Annotated in this window: 2 protein-coding genes and 1 pseudogene; 1 reads left to right on the top strand and 2 read right to left on the bottom strand. The window is 67.6% G+C overall.

The features are described from left to right. Window positions 1-466 (top strand): annotated as a pseudogene (locus JMF90_RS40495) (haloacid dehalogenase-like hydrolase); the annotation flags it as partial. Between the two features lie 38 nt (window positions 467-504). Here the strand turns inward: JMF90_RS40495 and JMF90_RS37630 are convergent. Together JMF90_RS37630 and JMF90_RS37625 are read right to left on the bottom strand one after the other, a co-directional pair. Further along, on the bottom strand, window positions 505-1,005 hold the full coding sequence (locus JMF90_RS37630; RefSeq protein WP_011544551.1) for a CinA family protein: 501 nt from the start codon (window positions 1,003-1,005) through the stop codon (window positions 505-507). A 31-nt stretch (window positions 1,006-1,036) separates the two neighbouring features. Beyond that, window positions 1,037-1,245: phosphatidylglycerophosphatase A (locus JMF90_RS37625; RefSeq protein WP_201326397.1), on the bottom strand; the 209-nt coding region annotated here is incomplete at its 5' end.

Below are 1,245 nucleotides of genomic sequence, written 5' to 3'. Positions count from 1 at the left end.
CGTGCTGGCCGACCCGAAGTACGGCTACAACGTGAAGCCGCAGAACGTGATCGGCGTGACGACGCTGCTGCGCAACCCGGCGACCGGCGCGCTGACCACGTCGCGGCTGCAGATCAAGGCCGGCAAGTACGACGAGGCCGCGAACCGCGACCTCGTGATCACGCCGTTCCTGATGAACCCGATGACGTGGTACGAAGGCAAGCTCGGTTCGATCGTCGGCTGGATCGACCAGTGGAAGAAGCCGGTGCTCGTCGCGGGCGACACGCCGACGTCCGACGGCTACATGCTGCTGAACGCGACCGATGTCGCGCGCGGCGGCGTGCGCGTGTGGGTCAACAAGAAGGACAAGCAGATGGCGCAGATCCGCGCGTGGTCGGACGAATCGGCCGCGAAGCAGAAGGCGCTCGGCCTGCCGGTGACGGCGGACAAGAACTGGATCGTCGTGAAGCCCGACGCGATCCAGTAAGGAAGCGAGGGCGGGCGCGACACGTGCGCCCGGCCCGATCAGCCTTCGCGCTCGTCGAGCAGCTTCAGCAGCCCGCGCAGCGCATGCGCGGCTGCCTGCGTGCGGATCTGTTCGCGGTCGCCCTTGAACACCCGCGTCTCGACATCGGTATGCAGCCGGTTGCTCCACGCGAACGACACGGTGCCCACCGGCTTCTTCTCGCTGCCGCCGCCCGGGCCCGCGATGCCGGTGACGGACAGCGCGACCTGCGCGCGGCTGTTGCGCAGCGCGCCTTCGGCCATCGCGCGCGCGACGGGCTCGCTGACGGCGCCGTGCTTGTCGATCAGGTCGGCCGGCACGCCGATCATCTCGATCTTGGCCTGGTTCGAGTACGTGACGAAGCCGCGCTCGAACCACTGGCTGCTGCCGGAAATGTCGGTGATCGCGGTGGCGATCATCCCGCCGGTGCAGGATTCGGCGGTGGCGAGCGTGAGATGCTCGTCACGCAGCTTGTTGCCTGCGCGGATCGCAAGCTGGTGGACGACGGAATCGGTTGGCATGCGCGTCGGGAAACGGGAGTCGGGAAATCGGTCAGCCGACGACGGAGCGCCACAGCGCGATCACGAGCAGCGTCATGAACGCGGCGACCAGATCGTCGACCATGATGCCGAGCCCGCCTTTCAGGCGGCGGTCGAAGTAGCGGATTGGCGGCGGCTTGAGCATGTCGAAGAAGCGGAACGCGACGAACGCCCACAACTGGCCGACGAAGGTCGCGGGCGTGACGAACAGCATCACGAGCC

This window comes from Burkholderia sp. E168m23 (assembly GCF_016586125.1).
Lineage (GTDB): Bacteria > Pseudomonadota > Gammaproteobacteria > Burkholderiales > Burkholderiaceae > Burkholderia > Burkholderia orbicola.
This window is presented reverse-complemented; position numbering and strand designations above follow the sequence as displayed.

Coding starts and splice junctions, on each gene's coding strand:
- JMF90_RS37630 (WP_011544551.1), bottom strand. CDS start 1,005: ATGCCAACCGATTCCGTCGTCCACCAGCTTGCGATCCGCGCAGGCAAC.